The sequence below is a fragment of the Clostridium massiliamazoniense genome (genome assembly GCF_001403635.1).
Lineage (GTDB): Bacteria > Bacillota > Clostridia > Clostridiales > Clostridiaceae > Sarcina > Sarcina massiliamazoniense.
Genome location: NZ_LN879467.1, coordinates 72,876 through 91,810 on the forward strand (window position 1 = coordinate 72,876; position 18,935 = coordinate 91,810).

The 18,935-nt window shown below is 26.5% G+C and carries 17 protein-coding genes; 15 read left to right on the forward strand and 2 right to left on the reverse strand.

Translation table 11 applies throughout. The features are described from left to right. Positions 1 to 272 precede the first annotated feature (272 nt). Complete coding sequence (locus tag ARA19_RS17435) at positions 273 to 632, reverse strand: hypothetical protein (RefSeq protein ID WP_147574358.1); 360 nt, start codon at positions 630 to 632, stop codon at positions 273 to 275. A gap of 236 nt (positions 633 to 868) precedes the next feature. On the opposite strand from ARA19_RS17435, the gene ARA19_RS04315 reads away from it, so the two are divergent. From ARA19_RS04315 to ARA19_RS04360, 11 genes are all read left to right on the forward strand, one after another. Further along, positions 869 to 2,020, forward strand: a complete 1,152-nt coding sequence (locus ARA19_RS04315; protein WP_055069737.1) for a sensor histidine kinase — start codon at positions 869 to 871, stop codon at positions 2,018 to 2,020. 6 nt (positions 2,021 to 2,026) lie between these two features. Next, the gene (locus ARA19_RS04320; RefSeq protein ID WP_055069738.1) at positions 2,027 to 2,662 is read left to right on the forward strand and encodes a response regulator transcription factor; all 636 of its coding nucleotides are present in this window, start codon (positions 2,027 to 2,029) and stop codon (positions 2,660 to 2,662) included. Positions 2,663 to 2,760: 98 nt separating this feature from the next. Beyond that, entirely contained in the window at positions 2,761 to 3,699 is a 939-nt protein-coding gene (locus tag ARA19_RS04325; protein WP_055069739.1) for an ABC transporter ATP-binding protein, read from the forward strand. A gap of 14 nt (positions 3,700 to 3,713) precedes the next feature. After that, complete coding sequence (locus tag ARA19_RS04330) at positions 3,714 to 4,793, forward strand: ABC transporter permease (protein WP_055069740.1); 1,080 nt, start codon at positions 3,714 to 3,716, stop codon at positions 4,791 to 4,793. Continuing rightward, positions 4,765 to 5,826 carry an ABC transporter permease gene (locus ARA19_RS04335; protein WP_055069741.1) on the forward strand — a complete coding sequence of 354 codons (1,062 nt, stop codon included), beginning with the start codon at positions 4,765 to 4,767 and terminating at the stop codon, positions 5,824 to 5,826. Before ARA19_RS04330 ends, ARA19_RS04335 begins: the two co-directional genes overlap by 29 nt. Positions 5,827 to 5,991: 165 nt before the next feature. After that, positions 5,992 to 6,462: a helix-turn-helix transcriptional regulator gene (locus tag ARA19_RS04340; RefSeq protein ID WP_055069742.1), complete on the forward strand. Its 471-nt coding sequence runs from the start codon at positions 5,992 to 5,994 to the stop codon at positions 6,460 to 6,462. Between the two features lie 163 nt (positions 6,463 to 6,625). Further along, positions 6,626 to 7,468, forward strand: a complete 843-nt coding sequence (locus tag ARA19_RS04345; protein ID WP_055069743.1) for a DegV family protein — start codon at positions 6,626 to 6,628, stop codon at positions 7,466 to 7,468. 148 nt (positions 7,469 to 7,616) lie between these two features. Further along, on the forward strand, positions 7,617 to 7,820 hold the full coding sequence (locus tag ARA19_RS17055; RefSeq protein WP_084764319.1) for an ATP-binding protein: 204 nt from the start codon (positions 7,617 to 7,619) through the stop codon (positions 7,818 to 7,820). A 266-nt stretch (positions 7,821 to 8,086) separates the two neighbouring features. Beyond that, positions 8,087 to 9,493, forward strand: a complete 1,407-nt coding sequence (locus ARA19_RS04350) for a cation:dicarboxylate symporter family transporter (RefSeq protein WP_055069744.1) — start codon at positions 8,087 to 8,089, stop codon at positions 9,491 to 9,493. A gap of 32 nt (positions 9,494 to 9,525) precedes the next feature. Then, positions 9,526 to 10,800: an L-cysteine desulfidase family protein gene (locus tag ARA19_RS04355; protein ID WP_055069745.1), complete on the forward strand. Its 1,275-nt coding sequence runs from the start codon at positions 9,526 to 9,528 to the stop codon at positions 10,798 to 10,800. A gap of 21 nt (positions 10,801 to 10,821) precedes the next feature. Further along, on the forward strand, positions 10,822 to 12,153 hold the full coding sequence (locus ARA19_RS04360; protein ID WP_055069746.1) for a CoA-disulfide reductase: 1,332 nt from the start codon (positions 10,822 to 10,824) through the stop codon (positions 12,151 to 12,153). Between the two features lie 185 nt (positions 12,154 to 12,338). On the opposite strand, the gene ARA19_RS04365 is transcribed toward ARA19_RS04360, so the two are convergent. Beyond that, positions 12,339 to 13,430: a CapA family protein gene (locus ARA19_RS04365; RefSeq protein ID WP_341382000.1), complete on the reverse strand. Its 1,092-nt coding sequence runs from the start codon at positions 13,428 to 13,430 to the stop codon at positions 12,339 to 12,341. A 582-nt stretch (positions 13,431 to 14,012) separates the two neighbouring features. On the opposite strand from ARA19_RS04365, the gene ARA19_RS04370 reads away from it, so the two are divergent. The 4 genes from ARA19_RS04370 to ARA19_RS04385 all read left to right on the forward strand — a co-directional run bounded on the left by ARA19_RS04370 (position 14,013) and on the right by ARA19_RS04385 (position 18,864). Beyond that, entirely contained in the window at positions 14,013 to 14,222 is a 210-nt protein-coding gene (locus ARA19_RS04370; protein ID WP_055069748.1) for a hypothetical protein, read from the forward strand. Between the two features lie 382 nt (positions 14,223 to 14,604). Beyond that, a complete protein-coding gene (locus ARA19_RS04375; protein ID WP_055069749.1) occupies positions 14,605 to 14,946 on the forward strand; it encodes a DUF2500 domain-containing protein in 342 nt (113 codons plus the stop codon). A 77-nt stretch (positions 14,947 to 15,023) separates the two neighbouring features. Next, entirely contained in the window at positions 15,024 to 16,622 is a 1,599-nt protein-coding gene (locus ARA19_RS04380) for a putative polysaccharide biosynthesis protein (RefSeq protein WP_055069750.1), read from the forward strand. Positions 16,623 to 16,908: 286 nt separating this feature from the next. After that, positions 16,909 to 18,864, forward strand: coding sequence for an elongation factor G (locus tag ARA19_RS04385; protein WP_055069751.1), 1,956 nt, complete (start codon positions 16,909 to 16,911; stop codon positions 18,862 to 18,864). Positions 18,865 to 18,935 lie beyond the last annotated feature (71 nt).

The window sequence follows — 18,935 nt, forward strand, 5'->3', positions numbered from 1 at the left end:
CCACATAATGCATTTATGTGTAGTACGAAATATATTAAGAGTGGAATATAAAGATAAATAAGACTGTCTCAAAAGTGGAATTAAATTCTACATTTGAGTACAGTCTTTTCTTCATATTTAAATGATATAATATCAAATTGTATTATGATATAGTTCCTTTCTCTGTTAGTGTCTAGTAAGGAATGTTGAAGTACTATAGATATAATAAATACTATTTATATACTTCTTGTATACGTTTTAACATGGGGTAATTTTGAAATTAGAATTTATTATTATAAGAAAAATCCAAAAAGAAAAACGATAAATCCTAAAATACGAACTAATATGGTGGATTTTTGTACACCTAAATATTTAAATGTTTCAGGAGTAGAAAAAGGAAATATAACAATCATTATTCCAAAAAATATAAAAGTGATAGAAAGAATTTTTTCTCCTAAAGCTTTACTTGGAATAGAGATTAAAGCACATAAAAATGTTAATATGCAAACCAATATAATAACTCCTATAAATAATTTAGAGTATTTTTCAGTATAGTCAGTGAATTTTATATATTTATCCTTACAGTATTCATTACAGTAATCTTTATCATAAGTTAAGATTTTGTTGCAGTATGGACATTTATTTTCTTTCATAAAAACCTCTTTTAAAACTTATTTGTATAATTTTACTTATAAGTAAATTTTATCATATAAAATAATAAATTAAATAGATAAATAAAATATTTAAAAGATTATTAATTATTAAATTTATGTGTAAAAATTAAAGTTATTTATAAAAGATTAACATATTAAGAAATATAAGTAATATTATATGGTATTATAGTATTAAATTTAATATAAGGGTTGAGGAGCGAGGATATTTGTAGGATATGAAAAAAGAGAAGGAATTTATTATAATTAGATATTTAATGCTAATTTTTATAGCTATGGAAATTTTATTTAAAAGCTCAACTGTCAGTGCTATTTCAATTATATTTATTGCTTTCTTTGTGGTAAATAATCAATTGCGACTTTTTTATTTAAGTGAAAAACAGAGTCTTTTTTCTATAATTTTAGAAATTGGAATAGCTAGTTACATTAGCATATTTTTTTGTGGAACTATTGTTTTATATTTATTACCAGTAGTAATAGATTGGTTCGTTGTATTAGAATCTAGGAATTCAATAATCCTTTTAATTTTAGCTTTTATTTTTAATACTTTAATTTCTTTTAAAGAGGGTTTTTCTAGTATATTAAATAATAGTGCCTTTCTTTCTTTAATAGTTATGATTATGTTATATTTACATAAGGAAAATGAAAGGAAGTTAAGTGCCCAATTTCTTTATGATAAATTAAGAGTAACAGAGAGGGAGCTTAGAATAGCCAATAGGAATTTGGAGAATTATGCAAGTTCTATAGAGGAGTTAGCTATTTTAAAAGAGAGAAATAGAATTTCCAGGGAAATTCATGATAATGTAGGACATGCACTCTCTACTACAATGATACAATTAAGTGCTATTGAAAGGATAGCTAACAAAGAAAAAAGTGCTATTGAAAATATTGCTTGTAATCTAAGAGAATTTGTAAAAGATAGTCTTGATGATGTAAGAAAAGCTATAAAAGAATTAAAGCCAGATAAATATAATGAAGTTGAAGTTATATTCAAGATAGAGGAGCTTTTAAAGAATTTTGAAAAGATGACAGATATAAAAATTATATATAGAATATCAAAAAATAGATGGTTATTAAATTATAAACTAAGCAATGTTATTTATAGAATAATACAAGAAGCTTTAAGCAATTCTTTAAAGCATGGAAAGGCTACAGAGATAAGAGTTATTATGAATTTTTCAGATGAAGGATTGGTGCTTTTAATTGAAGATAACGGATTGGGTTGTGATGAGGTTATTTATAATGGAGTAGGATTAAAAGGCATAGAGGAAAGAGTGAGAGAAATAAATGGAGAATTAGAAATTTCTACTTCAAAGGGAAGTGGCTTTAAAATAAAATTATCCATTAATCGTAATTATGAATGTAATTAAGGGGAGATTTTTTTGAAATTATTAATTGTTGATGATGAAAAATTAATTAGAGAGGGACTTAAAATAATACTTTCAACCTATGATGATATTGAAGTTGTAGGTCTTGCATCTAATGGATACGAAGCTTTAGAGTTTTGTAAAGACAATGAGGTTGATGTTGTACTTATGGATGTCAGGATGGATAAATGTAATGGAGTTCAAGGGACTAAGTTGTTAAAGGAGTATTTTCATGACATAAGGGTTTTAATTTTGACAACCTTTGAGGACAATGAGTATATTCATGAGGCATTAGGTTATGGTGCATCTGGGTACTTACTTAAAGATAGTTCCCATGATCTTATATATAACGGAATAAAAAGTGCATATAGTGGAAATATTGTTGTTAATCCTAAGATAGCTAGTAAGATGTTAGAAGGGATTAATAAAAGGAATTTTGATGAAAATAGTTTTTTGTTACAGGAAAGAGAAGTTAGAATAATTGAGGAAATTGCAAAGGGTTATAGTAATAAAGAAATAGCAGAGAAATTATATTTATCAGAAGGGACAATAAAAAATAATATAACCAATATATTATCTAAATTACAACTTAGGGATAGAACACAAATAGCAATATTTGCTTTTAAAAATGGAATAGTGACTTAAAAAGTGACTTAAGTCACTTCAGGTAATTACTTTAAGTTATAGAATACCTTCAAAGCTTAGATTAAGATAGGATTATAAGCTTTTGGAGGTGTTTTTTTATGGCAATAATTAAAATTAAAAATGTAACAAAAAGATTTAAGGATAAAATAGTTTTAGATAATATTTCTTTTGAAGTGGAGGAAGGAGAGATATTTGGATTTATAGGTCCTAATGGTGCTGGAAAATCTACACTTATAAATATAATAAGCACCATACTAGAAAAAGAAAAGGGAAAAATAACTGTAGATGGGTATGATATTGATAAGGATTCTATAAAAGCTAAATCGGTAATTGGTATTGTACCACAGGAAGTAGCTTTAATAGAAGAGTTAAATGCCTATGATAATTTAGAGTTTTTTGGAGCACTTTATGGACTTAAAGGCAGAGTTTTAAAGGAAAGAGTAAATGAAGCCTTAGAAATTGTAGGACTTTCAGAAAGAAAAAAAGAAAAGGTAAAGAAATTTTCAGGTGGTATGAAAAGAAGGCTTAATATTGCAGCTGCTATTATGCATAATCCTAAGATTTTAATTATGGATGAGCCTACTGTAGGAATAGATCCCCAATCAAGAAATTATATATTTGATTTTATAAAAAAAGTAAATAAAGAAAAGAAAGTAACTATCTTATATACATCTCATTATATGGAGGAGATAGAAGAGCTTTGTAGCAAAATATTTATTATGGATTTGGGCAAAGAAGTTGCTTCTGGTACAAAGGAAGAAATAAAGGGACTATTAATGAAAAGTAAGAGGATAAAGCTTAAGGTACAAAATATAAAAGTTGAAAGTTTAATGAGCTTAAATAAAATTTCTACAATAAAAAATATTGAAAATATAAATAACCAATTAATATTAACAGTTAGTAAGGAGTTTGTTTTAGGAAAACTTATAGAGGTTTTAGAAAAAAATAATGAAGTTATAGAGCAAATTTCCTATGAGGAAGTTAAATTAGAAGATGTATTTTTAAATTTAACAGGGAACTCTTTAAGAGATAAGTAAGGGGGAAATGTTAATTGTTTATTTATTTAAAAACACAATTTAAGCGATATATTAGTAATTTTCAGCTTAATATTTTATATATAGTTATAGTACCTATAGTTCTTTGGGGAATAGCATATATTTTTCATGGATTTATGGAAAAACAACCTGTAAAGGTTAAAGAAATTAAATATAAAATAGAGGATAATGACAATAGTGATTATTCAAAAAAATTAGTAGCCTTTTTAAAAAATGATGATTTAAAAAATATTTTTATTGAAGACAATAATCCAACTATTAATATAACAATAAAAAAAGGATATGGAAAAGTCATAGAAGAATTAAAAAATGAGGAAGTTAAGTTAGAAATTAAAGAAAATATAGGAGCTAAGGGAGACGGGGCAAAAGCAAAGAAAATAATAGATAATTATCATAATATGATTTATGAAAATTCTATAAAAACTAATGGGCTTAATCATATAAAAGATAAAACAATAAGCAGGAATAATTATAAGAATATAAAAGGAAATAATCCTGCTAATTTAGTTAGCTTATTATGTTCTATAATAATATATTCTTTTGTAAACTTATTTTCAAATAAAAAGATTCAATCTATTTTAGAGAGAGTAGAAGGTACTCCCAATAAAAGAACAAAAATATTAGCCTATGATTATGTATTTTATACTTTATATGCCTTGATGTGTATTTTATTATATTGCTTTATTTTTAGAATTATAAATGTAGCATTTACTGGATCAGTTCTAAATATTATAATTTCTTCAGCTATAGGAGCTAGTTTTGTGGGAGCTATAATACTGTTTTTAATTGATATTGTTCCGAAGAATATTAGAATACCTTTTATTTATTTTATTTTTATGGCACCTTTATTTTTTGGAGGAATATTTATGGAAAAAATAGATTGGTTAAGTTCACTTTCTTTAACTGAATATATAGGGAAAATATTTATTGATATTGATAAATATGATAATTTTTCAAATTCAGTAACTTATATAAGTATTATATTAGGATTAGCTTTGTTATTTTATGGAATAACATTTATTTATAAGTGGAGAAAGGAGAATAAAAATGAAAATACTATTATTAACTTGGATTAATATAAAGAGGTATTTAAAAAACTTAGGGGTAATAGGTATGTTGTTTATTATTCCAGTAATTTTAGTAACAGCTATGTCCTTGATTAATCAAAAACAATTAAATGGAGAAAGTATTGAGAAAGAAGCTTTATATATAATTGATAATGACAAAAGTGAAAAGAGCAAAGAATTAATAGATGACTTTAAAGGATATAATGTAATTGTAGAGGATGAAAAAGCTATAATAAAAAAGGTTGAGAATAGTGAGATAGATTTTGCTTATAAAATAGAAAAGGGATTTGAAGAAGCATTAAATGAGAAGAAGAGTCCTAATATAGATCAATTAATAGGTAATGAAGATGGCAATTTTAAGGTAAGTTCAATAATAAATAATTTCATAAATAAAAATATAGGCTTAAAGGAAGTTAATCCAATAGAAACAGTAGGACTTATAATAAATGAAGAGGCAGATAAGTTTATAACTGTTATAAATATTATGATGATATGTTATTTTATTATATTATCAAATACCAATATAGTTATGGATTTTCTTAAACTACGAGAAAATAAAATTTTGAAAAGGGTTATTGGAACGCCAAATAAGAATTATGAAATAATAGGTTCAATGTTTTTAGCTATATTTATTTTACAATTTATATCATCTTGTTTAATATTATTTATTATAAGTGCTATTTTAAAATTAGATGTTTTGATAATGTCAAATATATTTTTAGTTTTAATTTTAAATAATTTATTTTCTACATCAGTAGCAATTGTAGGAACTAGATGGTTAAAAGAAAAAGGAGCTGTAGAAATTATAGTGTTATATGGATTAGTTAGTTTTATATTAGGAATTATACCAGTTGTAGCTAATATGATTGGTATAGAGATTTCTGTAGTTATAAATAAAATAGCTATGATAAGTCCTTTTTATTGGTTTGGTAATATATTAAATAGTAAGGATATAATATTAAGCTCTTTAATAGTTATAATAATAACTATTTGCTTTTTCACAGCTGGTAGTTTTAAATTAAGAGATTTTATAAAAGAATAAGATGTAAAAAGAATGCATTGAAATTTCAAGGAAAATTTTTTATGCGTTCTTTTTATTTTATATTTAAAATAAATTGTAAATTTTGGTTAAAATTTTTAATAGAATAAAGGTTTTTTTATATGCAATAAAGAATTTAATATTAAAAAGATTCGAAGGGGTATTCTTATGGGCTATAAAATTGATGAAGTTAGTAGAGAACTAGGAGTTAGTGAAAAATCTATATTTAAAAGAATAAAAGATAAAGATTTTAAAAAATATATCTATATTAGTGATGGAACTGTTTATATAAAAGATGAAGGTATTAAGTACATTTTAGATAATGCCTCTAAAGAGGAAATGTATATAGAAAATATAACAAGAATTAAGGAAATAGAAGATATTAAAAATAATGAAATAATATACTTACACAAAGAAATAGAAATATTGAAGTTAGAAAAAGAACATGCTGAATCAATGTTAAATTTAAAAAATGAACTGTTAATAAAAAAGGATATGGAAATAAATAAATTAAAGGAAAAATTAATTGAAATGAAGGGTTTAGAAGAGCGTTACAATAAATTATATGGAAGGATGAGTGAACTCTTAAAGGATAAAAGCAAGGAAAAGAAAAAGAGAACTAAAAGAGGTTTTTTCTAATAAATTTATTGAATTTTGATGAAACTTTAGGCTATAGAATATATTGTTAATCTACAATTAACAATAAGTTTAATTAATGGAATATAATACTATGGTAGAATTAGGTTAGGTGGCAATAATGCATTAGATAATTATTTAGATAAAATTTTGAGGGGGACTAAAAATGGGGAATATTGTTATTATTACAGACAGTGCTTGTGATTTAGAGATTGATTATATAAAGGAAAATAATATAATTTTATTACCATTAACCGTAGAGATAAATGGGGTTAGCTACAAAGATATTATAGATCTAAAGCCAGAAAAATTTTATGATTTAATAGATAATAAAAATGCTCTTCCTAAGACATCTAATCTAGAACTTTGTGATTTCCAATCTGTATTTAAGAGGGAATTAGATTTAGGAAATGAAATACTTTATATAGGCTTATCATCAAATTTAAGTAATACATATTCATATGCTGAAAAAGCTACTGATGGTTTAAATGTTAAAAAAATATGTTTAGTTGATTCGAAAACAGCAGCCTTTGGGCAAGGATTATTAGTAAAGGAAGCTGTGAAATTAGTTAATGAGGGACTTTCACTTAGAGATATTAGAGATCATTTAGAAGTTTTAAAGGATAAATTAGATTATTCAGTAATGATAAATGATATAGAAATATTGGAGAGAAGTGGGAAAATATCTGGTATAAAAGCCCTTGCAGGAGAGGCATTAAATATAAAACCAATTATAACTATTGATGATGGTAAAGTTAATATATTAAAGAAGGTTAAAGGAACTAAATCTGCTATGAGATTTCTTCTTAAAAGATTAAATGCCTTTGAAGTTAATGAAGAATATCCAATTATAATATGTTATGGTTCAGACTTTGAATTAAAGGAAATGATGGAAAATAGACTAAGGGAGTTTAATTTTGATTGCAAAATAGAAAGTATGCAAATAGGTGCAACTATAGGTTCACATACTGGAAAATCAGGAGTAGGAATTTTATTTGTAAGGAAGTAAGTCAAATAATTAGGGCTATATCAAAGACTAAATTGTTATTTAGTTATGCTTTGGTGTGGTCTTTTATTTTTGTATATGTAAATGCAAATCTAAAATTAAGAAAAAATTAAGATATTAATAAATTAAATATTAAGATTTTAAAGTTAATATAAAGAACATATCTAAAGAGAGAATAACTTTAAAAGAAGAGGAACTATTAGAAAGATTTAAACGAGGAGATGAATCTAGGACTACACAGGGAAGTGGCTTAGGTCTTAACATAGTAAAGTCTATTATGGAATTGCAAGGTGGTAAGGTTGAAATAAACATTGAAGATTTATTATTTTCCATTAAGCTTTATTTTATTATATAGTAATTTTAAATATAGGAGAGATGTATCTATAATTCTGATACATCTTCTTTTTTAGTTGGCATGATAAAAGTAATATTTACTTTTTAAATTATGCAACAATTTATAGGTAAAATTAATTTAAAGAATAAGGAAAAATGGAAAAAGTACTAATTCTATATTTTAATATTACAAAGCTTGAGAAAATTTTATTGAAAAGGTATACATATATTACATATTATGTTATAATTGGAATTGAATAAAATAAAATGTAGAAATAGGGGGATTTTATGGACAATGTATTTTTTAAGGAGTTTCTAATGATTAGTGAACTCAAAACAATTTTATTCTTAGGTATATTGGTATTATTATTTACTGTAATGAACAAGTTTCAAAAGAAAAAAGTCGATTTTTCTAAGAGAATGCTTATTGGTACGGGGATTGGATTAATATTAGGTGTACTAATTCAAATTGCATCTGGATTTGCCAGTGATCCAATGAAAATTACATTTGTTAGTGAAACAACTAAATGGTACAGCTTAATAGGTAATGGATTTATTGACTTAATTAAAATGCTTGTAGTTCCTTTAGTAATGGTGTCTATTGTTCATGTTATTATAAACATGAAAGAAGGTAGTAATATAGGTAAACTTACTAGAAATTCTATTATTGTAACCATGGTAATGGTTGTTATTGCAGTTATTGTTGGTCTTACTGTTGGTATATTATTTAATGTTGGTAGTGGTATGAATGTTTCAGGTGGAACTTCTGAAATTAAAGAAGTAAAAACAGTTGTTGATACATTAAGAGGGTTATTACCAGCTAATCCTACTGAAGCTATGGTAAATGTTAATATTATAGCTTTAGTAATTTTTTCTGTATTCTTTGGACTTGGAGCTAATAGAATGAAGAAAAAATACTATGAGGTTGTAAAACCTTTCTTTGATATGGTTAATGCTCTACATAAAATTATTATGAGCGTAGCTATGACTATTATAAAGTATATGCCTTATGCTGTTATTCCTTTATTAGCTAATACAATAGCACAAAGAGGTATTTCTAGCATTTTAGATGTTGGTATATTTATAATTGCTTTATATACATCTGTAGTAATAATGTTTGTTATTCAGTTGATAGCTATATCTTTATTTGGCTATAATCCGATAATATACTTAAAGAAAGGAATTTCTGTAATGGTTTTAGCATTTACATCTCGTTCAAGTGTTGGCTGTTTACCAGTTACTATTGAGACTTTAGTAGATAAAATGGGTGTTAATGATGGAACAGCTAGTTTTGTTGCTGGTTTTGGTACAACAGCTGGTATGCAAGGATGTGCTGGTATATTCCCTGCTTTATTATTAGTATTTGTTGCTAATGTAACGGGGATGCAAATCGATTTGACTTTCATAGGAATGGCTGTTATAGTTGTGACATTAGGTTCACTTGGTATTGCAGGAATTCCAGGAACAGCTACTATGGCTGCATCAGTTGCCTTATCAGGGGTTGGCATGGCTTCTTCTTTTCCTTTAGTTAGTCCAATACTTGCTATTGATCCAATAATAGATATGGGCAGAACATTAATCAATGTTACTGGTGCTTTAACTAATGCTATGATAGTTGATAAAACATTAGGAGAAGTTGATATGGAATACTTTAGAAATATGAATCCTAAGAAGCAATTAGAAACTCAAGAATAGAGGTATTTTAGACAATTAGAGGGGAATTTTTTATGCTAAATAGAGAAAAAGAATATATAAAGATATTAAGTGAAGAACTGATTCCAGTTATGGGATGCACAGAACCTATAGCTATAGCTTATGCAGCAGCAAAGGCTAGAGAAGTACTAGGAAAAGAGCCAGAGAAGATGCTTGTACAATGCAGTGGAAATATAGTAAAAAATGTTAAAAGTGTTACTATTCCTAACTCAGGTAATTTAGTTGGCATAGAAGTGGCTGCTATTTTAGGAGTAACTGGTGGTGATGCATCAAAGGAACTTGAAGTAATAAATGAAGTTACTGAAAAAGCAGTTGAAAGAGCTCATAAACTTATTAAAATAAAGGATTACTGTAAAGTTGAATTATTAAAAAGTGATGTTCTACTGCATATCATAATTACAGTATTTAATGGTAATGATAGAGTTACTGTAGAGATAAAATATAGTCATAATAACATTTATAAAATAATTAAGAATAATGACATATTATTTGAAAATATTGAAGAAGAAGGTAAATATCTTGGGATTTTATCTGATAGAAGTGTTTTAAATGTAGCAGATATAAAAGAATTTGCAGATAACATAGAAATAGAAAAAATTAAACCATTGCTTGAAAAGCAAGTTAGCTATAATATGGCAATTGCTAATGAAGGGTTAACAGGTAAATATGGACTTGGGATTGGTAAGATTCTGTTAGAAAATTATCCAGATAATATTGTTACAAGATTAAAAGCTTATACAGCTTCAGGTTCTGAAGCACGTATGAGTGGATGTACTCTTCCTGTTGTTACAAACTCTGGAAGTGGAAATCAAGGTATGGCATGTTCTATACCAGTAATTGTATACGGTAGAGAAAAAGGATTTAGTGAAGAAAAAATTTATAGAGCTTTAGTTTTTTCAGATTTAATAACTATTCATCAAAAAACGTTCATTGGTAGATTATCAGCATTCTGTGGTGCAATAAGTGCTTCTTGTGCTAGTGGTGCAGCTATAACTTATTTAGAAGGTGGTTCTCTCATACAAATAAAGAATACTATTATAAATACCTTAGCTAATATATCAGGGGTGGTATGTGATGGAGCTAAAGCATCATGTGCATCTAAAATAACCTCAGGGTTAGATGCTGCAATAATGGCTCATCACTTAGCTATGAATGATAGAGTATATGAGAATGGTTGTGGATTAGTTAAAGAAGATGTTGAGGATACTATTACAACTATAGGTAGACTTGGTAAAATTGGAATGAGAGAGACCGATATTGAAATTCTTAATATGATGTTAGGTAATTAAATATAAATGGAGGATGAAAAAATGCGTGTAGTAATAATTGGAGGTACTGCTGCAGGAATGACTGCTGCAGCTAAGTTAAGAAGAGTTGATACTGAGGCAGAAATAATTGTTTATGAAAAGAGAGATTATGCATCTTTTGGTGCCTGTGGTCTGCCTTATTTCGTAGGAAACTTTTTTGAAAGTACTAATAATATGATAGCTAGGACTAAAGAACAAATTATAGCTTCTGGTATAGAATTATTAGCTCAACATGAAGTTGTTAATATTGATGTAAATGAAAAAAAAGTGATAGTTAAAAATCTTTTAACTGGTGAAGAATTTAGTGATAACTATGATAAGTTAATGATAGCTACTGGAGCGACTCCAATGATTCCACCAATTAAGAATGTAGAACTTGAAAATGTATTTACTCTTCATAGTATGGAAGATGGAATAGCTCTAAAAAAAGCAATGGAAAATCCAGAATTAAAAAATGTTGTAATCATAGGAGCTGGTTTTATAGGATTAGAACTTGTTGAAGCAGCCAAGCAATATGGTAAAGAAGTACATGTTTTCCAAAGAGGAGATAGAATCCTTGATGTGGCATTTGATAAGGAAATAACAGACATTCTTGAAGAAGAACTTTCAAATCATAATGTAAATTTATCTATGAATTCAACAGTTACAGAATTTAAGGGAAATGAAAAAGTTGAAGGTGTTGTAGTAGGAGATAAAACTTTTGATGCTCATATAGTTGTACTAGCTACTGGTGTTAGACCTAATACTGGGTTCATTGCTAATACAGGAATTGAAATGAGTAAAAATGGAGCTATTATAATAGATAATAAAGGAGAAACTTCTATTAAAGATATTTATGCAGCAGGAGACTGTGCTATAGTTCCTCATATGTTACAAGAAAATAGTTATATTCCATTAGCTACAAATGCCAATAAACTTGGTAGAATTGTTGGTGAAAATCTTGGAGGTTTAAATTCAGTATATCAATCTGCTTTAGGTTCAAGTTGTATCAAAGTATTAGATATGGAAGCAGGACGCACTGGTTTAAGTGAAGAAGATGCAAAAAAACTTGGAATAAACTATAGTACTAAATTTATATCAGATATGAACCAAACAGATTACTATCCAGGTCAAGAAAAAATTTATGTAAAAGTTATTTATGCTAAGGACAGTAAGGTTTTATTAGGAGGGCAAGTTGTTGGTAAGAAAGATGCAGTACAACGAACAAATGTCCTTGCAACAGCTATTTATAATAAAATGACAACTGCAGAACTTGGAATGTTAGATCTTTGTTATGCACCTCCTTTTGCTAGAACATGGGATGTGTTAAATGTAGTAGGTAATGTTTCTAAATAAAATAATTAAGTAAATTACTTTATTTATTAATGATAAAGGTGATTGTATCAAGGTGGAATTAGGTTCCAAACTTGATGACAATCACCTTTTTTGCTTTTAAAGAAATTTTTATAAATTTTATTTAAAATATAGTTATATAAAAAGTAAAATTTATAATATGAATTTAACCATAAATATTGTAAAAATTATTTCTCAGCAAAAATAACATTGTTTTCCTTTATCATATTTGCATAGCTATTTTTATATTTTTTCATAAGATTGTATTCTTTTTCAGTAATAAACTTGTCATTTCCAGCTTCATAATCGGCAATTGCTTTATTAGCATTTATGGTTCTAAACCCCTTACCTGTAGACATTGGATTAATATCTATATAGGTTGGAATATAAGAAACTGTCTTTATAGCATCTGAGGAAAATGGATTTGCTTTGTCTATTCTTAAATCCACATTAAGTATTATTCCTGTATCAGAAAATTCTTTATTTTGGTTTCCGGTAAAGTTACCAAGCGCATAAGCTACAACACCTTTTTTTTCTTTTCCATCTTTGGTTACAATCATTTCCTCAATAGGCTGGACTACATGGGGATGATTTCCTATTATCAAAGAAGAGTTTGTGTTTTCAAAAATCCATTTAGCAAGCTCTTTTTGTTCATTACTAGGCTCTTTTTGATATTCATTACCCCAGTGTAAAAGTGTAACCATAAATTCAGCTCCACCTTCCTCTAATTTTTTACAATCTTTAAGTATTTGTTCCTTAGCTATTAAGTTTACAGCATATTCTTTTCCTTTTGGAATAATATTCCCATTAGTTCCATAGGTGTAACTTACAAATCCTACATTGGCACCTTTTATATTTTTTATATAGGGCTTATCTCTATCTTCTTGAGATTGAGAGGTTCCTATATAATCTAAGTCATAATCTTTTAAATAATCAATAGTCTTATTTAATCCATTGATTCCTCTATCTAGGGAGTGATTGTTATTTGTACTAACTAAATCAACTCCAAGAGTATTTTTCATGGCATATCCAAGTTGTTCAGGAGTATTAAACATAGGATATCCAGTATACTTGGAATTAGCTCCAGCAAATACTGTTTCTAAATTTGCAATGGTGAAATCAGCATTGTTTATATAGGGTGCTATATCTTCAAACATTGGGTGAAAATCAAAACCATCTATAGTTTTCATAGAATTAAAAACTGTATTATGAACAAGCATATCACCAATAGCATTTATAGAAAGATCTACATATTCATTTTTCTTTTCTTCAACTTCTATGGTGGAGGTATTTTTTTTTACTTATGTCTTTTTCTAAGTTATTTGTAGAGCAACCTACAAGAGTAAAAGAATATAAAAGTAGTAAGAGTAATAATTTTTTTTCTATCATTAGCAAAGCTCCTTGATTATTTTTTATTATATTTACTTGAAATTAGATTTGAGATTTTTTCTTAAGGTAGTTAAAGTAGCTTTCATAAGTTATATAAGATATTATTACATATAATGATTTTATTTACAATAATAGGTAAGTTTACATTTATCTGATAACTAATATCTGTAATACTTAGGTCTATTATAAGCTGGAGATAAACAGATATTCTTCATTAGATAACAATCATTAAAATTCAGCCAAAGTTAAAAATTCATTTGAATTAAGTTTAGAGTTATGTATATTTATAAATAGTGATAATAAGTAGTTGTTGAAAGTTAAATGCTTTTGATTCAATATTAAATTTAATTTTTATAATAGTTAATAAAAAATGAATATTATAAATAATGCATAATAATTAATAAATTATGTATAAATATTAAGAAGGATATAGTATAATAAAGTTATAAATTTTATGAGGAGGGGTTTGTAAAATGAAAGTCAAGTTATCATATTTTAGAAATTCAGGTAAAAAATTTGGAGAAGGTGAATATAACACTGAAGAAACAAAAATGACTAGTATAGTAAATGAGGTAAGGGGATTAAAAATAAATAACACATTACCAGGAATAAAAGAATTAGATGTTATAGTGTTAGTAGAAGCTAAAGTAGAGAATGAATTAAAATCACATTTAGTTATATAGGAATAATATTTAAGTTTAGACTCTATAGTTTAAATTTTATTGCATAAGAACCATATCAATAGAAAATTTAATGATTTTCTTAAGAAAGGTATGGTTCTTTTTTTATTTAATCCCTATTGATATAATTATGTTAGTAAAACATATTTTTACTAAAGTTTAATCAAAGGAGGAAGAGCAAAGCTCTTAAGGTTACTATGGGATTTTCAACTATTATTTTAATAATTTTAGCAATAGTAATTATAGTATCAACTATATCTAATGCATATTTAAAGAAGAAAGAGAAGGATAATAAGGAAAAATAATTTTTTTCTTTATTAATGTAAAATAGTGTATCAAAACCAATTTTTTTTAATATACTTATAGTAAAAAAGGGGTAACGGCTATGAAACTTTTACTTTTTTTAGCTGGGAATAACTTTTCAGCTGTAAGTGTTATATTTACTATTATATTTTTAATAGTTATTTGTTTTGTTATGATAGAGTTTATGTTAGCTGTGACTAGATGGAGCTATAATAATAAACAACCCATAAAAACAGTATTTGCTATAGCAAAAATAAAAAGAAAAGATTCCGTTAATGGTACTTATTTTATAACCTTCAAGCTAGATGATGGTAATAGCATAGAATATCAAGTTAATTTTAGGGAATATACCATGATTGATGAAGAAACAAGAGGATTGTTAGATTATAAAGGAAGTAGATTCGTTCGGTTTAGAATGATGTAAAGTACGAAGTATATGGAAAAAATAAAATAAAATGATATATTTATATATAAATACAAATAGTGGAAGGTGGGGGAGAAATGAATTCTTCAAAAGGGATTATAATTTTAACTTTTACAAATATATGTTCTAAGGTACTGTCTCTTATATACATACCCTTATTAACTTTAACTATAGGTGATTTTGGGTATGGGATTTATGCATCGGCCTATAATGTTTATGTATTTATATATATGATAACTATAGCAGGGGTTTCTACAGCTATACCTAAATTAATGGCAGAGTATAGTGCAACAGGGCATGAGCGAGACGCATCAGCTTCTTTTAAAATAGGAAGAAATATATCATTGCTTATGGGGATAACGATGACTATATTGTTATTTTTGTTTGCAGTTCCAGCTTCAAAATTTGTTAATAGTAGCAAATCATATTTAGCAATATTAGTTCTTTGTCCTAGTATATTTTTCACAGCACTTATAAGTGCATATAGAGCCTATTTTCAAGGAAGAACAAAGTTAAATGCTATAGGAATTTCTCAATTATTAGAACAGGTTTTAAATGTAATATTTAGTGTTATGTTTTCTTATTTGCTTATGGGTTTTGGAATTGAATATGGTGTAGCAGGGGGAGCTTTAGGAACTACCATAGGAGCTTTGGGAGCTTTGGTATACTTGAAATTTGCTTATAGAAAAGAAATTAGAACTAAAAGAAAGACTAAAAAAAGAAAGAATTCAAACAATTATATCTTTAAATATATAGTTAGATATTCAGTACCTTTAATATTATCAACGGCATTTATTTATGCAGGAAATAATTTAGTTGATATTAACTTAATAACAAGTGGGTTAATGAAAAGTGGTCTTGACCATAAGGCTGCAACTATAATGTATGGACATTTTAATAAATATATGCAAATAATAAATACACCAATGATAATAATAACATCTCTATCCATATATATTTTACCACTTATATCTAAAGAAAATGCTTCTAAAAATAAGAATCTACTTAAAAATTCAATAAGTAGATTAATAAATTTAGGATTTTTAATAGCTTTACCAGCAGCAGTTGGAATGTCAATTTTAAGTGAAGAAATTTTCACTGCTATTTTTGGACCCAATAGAATAGGGGCAGCACCTATTATGAAATATGGCTCATCAGTATTTGTATTTTTATCAGTATACTATTTAACTAATACTATGATGAATAGCTTAGGGAAAGTAAAAGAAGGTGTTTTTACATCATTTATAGGGGTAATAATAAAAATTATATGTGATTTTATTTTTATACCAATAGGTATATTTAATATTTATGGAGCTGTAATAGGCTTACTTTTAGCTAATTTAACTATGGTTATAATGAATATGAAGATTATAGAAAAGCATATAAAGAGTAATGGAATATTAAGAAAAGCTTGGATTAAGCCTGCTATAGGAGCAATTATAATGGGAGTAGTAGTTATTGGCTCAAAGTTGTTAATTTTAGGGACATTAAAATCTATACTTGGAGTATATATAGGTAACCTTCTTGCAATGGTTATAATAATATATCTAGGTGCTTTGGTTTATATAAATATAATGTTATGTATTGATGGCATAGATAAAGAGTTGTTAGATAAAGTACCAAAGAAAATAAGTATCTTATTTGGAATTAAAAATAAAGTAATTCAAAATATATAGCAATAGATTAATTAAGTATAATCCCAGTTGGAAAATAGTCAATGAGAATTTCAAACTGGGATATTTTTAGTTTAACTAGAAAAGACTCAGTAAGTAAAAACTTATAATTTATAATAATTATATTGAAATATAGAGTTAGAGAATTTTTGTAATTAATTATGTTTTTTGATAATATTTAATTATAAACTTCCATTTAATTTAGATAGTGTTAAAACTATATATAAAATTTAATGGAAATTATAAGATGAAAATTTATTTTATGTATAAATAAAAGAGGAGATTAATTATGAATATAACAGTTGGAGTATTTGCCCATGTAGATGCTGGAAAAACTACTTTTTCAGAGCAATTACTTTATCATGGAGATGCAATAAGAAATCCAGGGAGAGTTGATCATAAGAATTCTTATTTAGATAATCATTATATAGAGAAAGATAGAGGAATAACTGTATTTTCTGATATTGGGATTTTTAATTATAACAATAAAAAATATTATTTAATAGATACACCAGGACATATAGATTTTTCGCCAGAAATGGAGAGAGCTATTTCTGTATTGGATTATGCAATTTTAATAATAAGTTCTGTAGAAGGAATTCAAGGACATAGTGAAACAATTTGGGAAATATTAAGAAAAAATAAAATTCCAACATGTATTTTTGTAAATAAGATGGATAGAGAGGGAAGCGACTTTGAAAAGATAATAGAGGAAATTAAATTAAAGTTAAGTGAAAATATAATATGCTTAAGCAATGAATTTAACTTAGAAAAATGGAATGATTCTAATATTGAAGAGTTAGCTCAATGTGATGAGGACTTGTTAGTTACCTATTTGGAGGAAGGATATTCTAAAGATTTATGGAATAAAAGTTTAATAAAATTATTTAAAAAAGAAAAGATATTTCCTATTTTTTCAGGAGCAGCTTTATTGGATAAGGGAATTAAAGAATTTTTAGATATATTCTCTGAAATAACAGAAAGTAATTATAATGAAAAAAGTAATTTTACAGGGAAAGTATTTAAAATAAAATATGATGAAAAGGGGGAAAGATTAACATTCATAAAAGTATTAACAGGAGAGATAAAGCCAAAAGATATAATTAGCTATAGTCAGGGCGATAGCTTCATAGAAGAAAAAATAAACTCAATAAGACTTTATAATGGAAATAAATTTGATGTCCTAGAAAAATCTGTGGCAGGTGATATTGTAGCTGTTTTAGGAATTAGTAGTTTAGAGGCTGGAGATGGAATTGGCATTGAAAGTAATAAGGAATATAAAATGGTTCCAACTTTAAAGTCAAAAGTTATTTTTAATGATAAAATAAATCCAAGAGAAATTTTAAAATATTTTAAAATTTTAGAATCAGAGGATAAGAGTTTAGGTGTAACTTGGAATGAGGAAGCAAAAGAAATAAACATTAGTATAATGGGAGCCGTTCAATTAGAAGTTCTTAAAGAGATATTAAAAGAGAGATTTAAGGTAGACATAATTTTTGGTACCCCAACTATTTTATATAAAGAAACTGCTTTAGGAGAAACTATGGGCTGTGGACATTTTGAGCCTTTAGGTCATTATGCAGAGGTAATAATGAAAATAAAAGAAGGGGAAAGAGGTAGAGGAATTAAATTTATAAATAAGTGTCATGCAGATCATTTGACTGTAGGACATCAAAACCTAATAAAAACACATATATATGAATGTGAACATAATGGTATTTTAACAGGGGCTCCAGTAACAGATTTAGAAATAACTTTATTAACAGGTAGAGCGCATAATAAGCATACAAGTGGAGGGGATTTTAGGGAAGCAACAAAAAGAGCTTTAAGACAAGGGTTGGAAAATATGGACAATAAACTTTTAGAACCTTTTTATAAGTTTAAAATTGATGTTAATATGAATTTGATGGGAAGAGTGATTTCAGATATCCAGAAAATGAAAGGTGAATTTTTAGAACCAAAAAACAATGGAGAGAGAGTTACCATTGAGGGAAGAGGACCTGTAGCCACATTTATGAATTATGCATTAGAATTTCAATCATTTACAAAAGGAAAAGGAGCTTTAAGCTTAGTTTTTGATGGATATGATTTTTGTCATAATGAAGAGGAGATTATAGATAATATTGCTTATAATAAAGATGCTGATATTAATTATACATCAACATCAATATTTTGTTCTAAAGGACAAGCTTATTTAGTAGAGGGAAAAAATGCAATGAAGGAAATGCATTGTTTAAAAAAATAAGTTATTTAATTGAGTAAAGTTAAAGTTTTATCTAGATTTTAGAAATAATTATATAAGAATAGGTGTCTAGT